Source organism: Marinobacter sp. C7, from assembly GCF_022343555.1.
Taxonomy (GTDB): domain Bacteria; phylum Pseudomonadota; class Gammaproteobacteria; order Pseudomonadales; family Oleiphilaceae; genus Marinobacter.
This window is the reverse complement of record NZ_JAKQZH010000029.1, coordinates 1-693: the sequence shown is the minus strand read 5'-3', so window position 1 is coordinate 693 and position 693 is coordinate 1. Positions and strand designations below refer to the sequence as shown.

The 693-nt window shown below is 58.3% G+C and carries 2 protein-coding genes; both read left to right on the top strand.

The features are described 5' to 3' along the window. On the top strand, window positions 1-300 hold a 300-nt coding region (locus MD273_RS19290; protein WP_502846080.1), incomplete at its 5' end, for an ATP synthase beta subunit C-terminal domain-containing protein. Between the two features lie 11 nt (window positions 301-311). Next, complete coding sequence (locus tag MD273_RS19285) at window positions 312-686, top strand: F0F1 ATP synthase subunit epsilon (protein ID WP_003861337.1); 375 nt, start codon at window positions 312-314, stop codon at window positions 684-686. Window positions 687-693: the final 7 nt, after the last annotated feature.

The window sequence follows — 693 nt, the reverse complement described above, 5'->3', positions numbered from 1 at the left end:
CTGCAGAAGAACAAGGAACTTCAGGACATCATCGCCATCCTTGGGATGGACGAGCTTTCTGAAGAGGACAAGATCACCGTTGCACGTGCGCGTCGCATCGAGCGCTTCCTGGGTCAGAACTTCTTCGTTGCAGAGAAGTTCACCGGTCTTCCTGGCTCCTACGTGCCACTGACCGACACCGTCGACGCTTTCGAGCGTATTTGCAACGGCGACTTCGACCACTACCCAGAGCAGGCTTTCAACGGCCTCGGTGGTTTGGACGATGTCGAAGCTGCATACAAGAAGCTGACCGGAAAGTAAGGTAGAGACACATGGCTGAAATCACCGTTGAACTGGTGTCTGTAGAGCGCATGCTGTGGGCCGGCCAGGCCTCCATCGTGACTGCACAGACCACCGAGGGTGAGATCGGCGTGCTGCCCGATCACGAGCCTCTTCTCGGCCAATTGGTTGAGAACGGTGTCGTGACCATCCAGCCGATCGACGGCGAAAAGCTTATCGCCGGCGTTTCGGATGGATTCCTCTCCGTATCTAAGGAAAAGGTGACGATCCTCGCGGACTTCGCCGTCTGGGCGAATGAGGTTGATACCGCATCCGCCGAGGCTGACCTTAATTCGGACGACGAGCTGGCCAAGGCACACGCCGAGGCTGGGCTGCGCGCGGTCCGCCGCAGCAGCGAAGGTCTCTAAACCTCCG

Bases quoted from the DNA above. Each gene is read 5' to 3' on its own strand.
- MD273_RS19285 (WP_003861337.1), top strand. From the start codon at position 312: ATGGCTGAAATCACCGTTGAACTGGTGTCTGTAGAGCGCATGCTGTGG.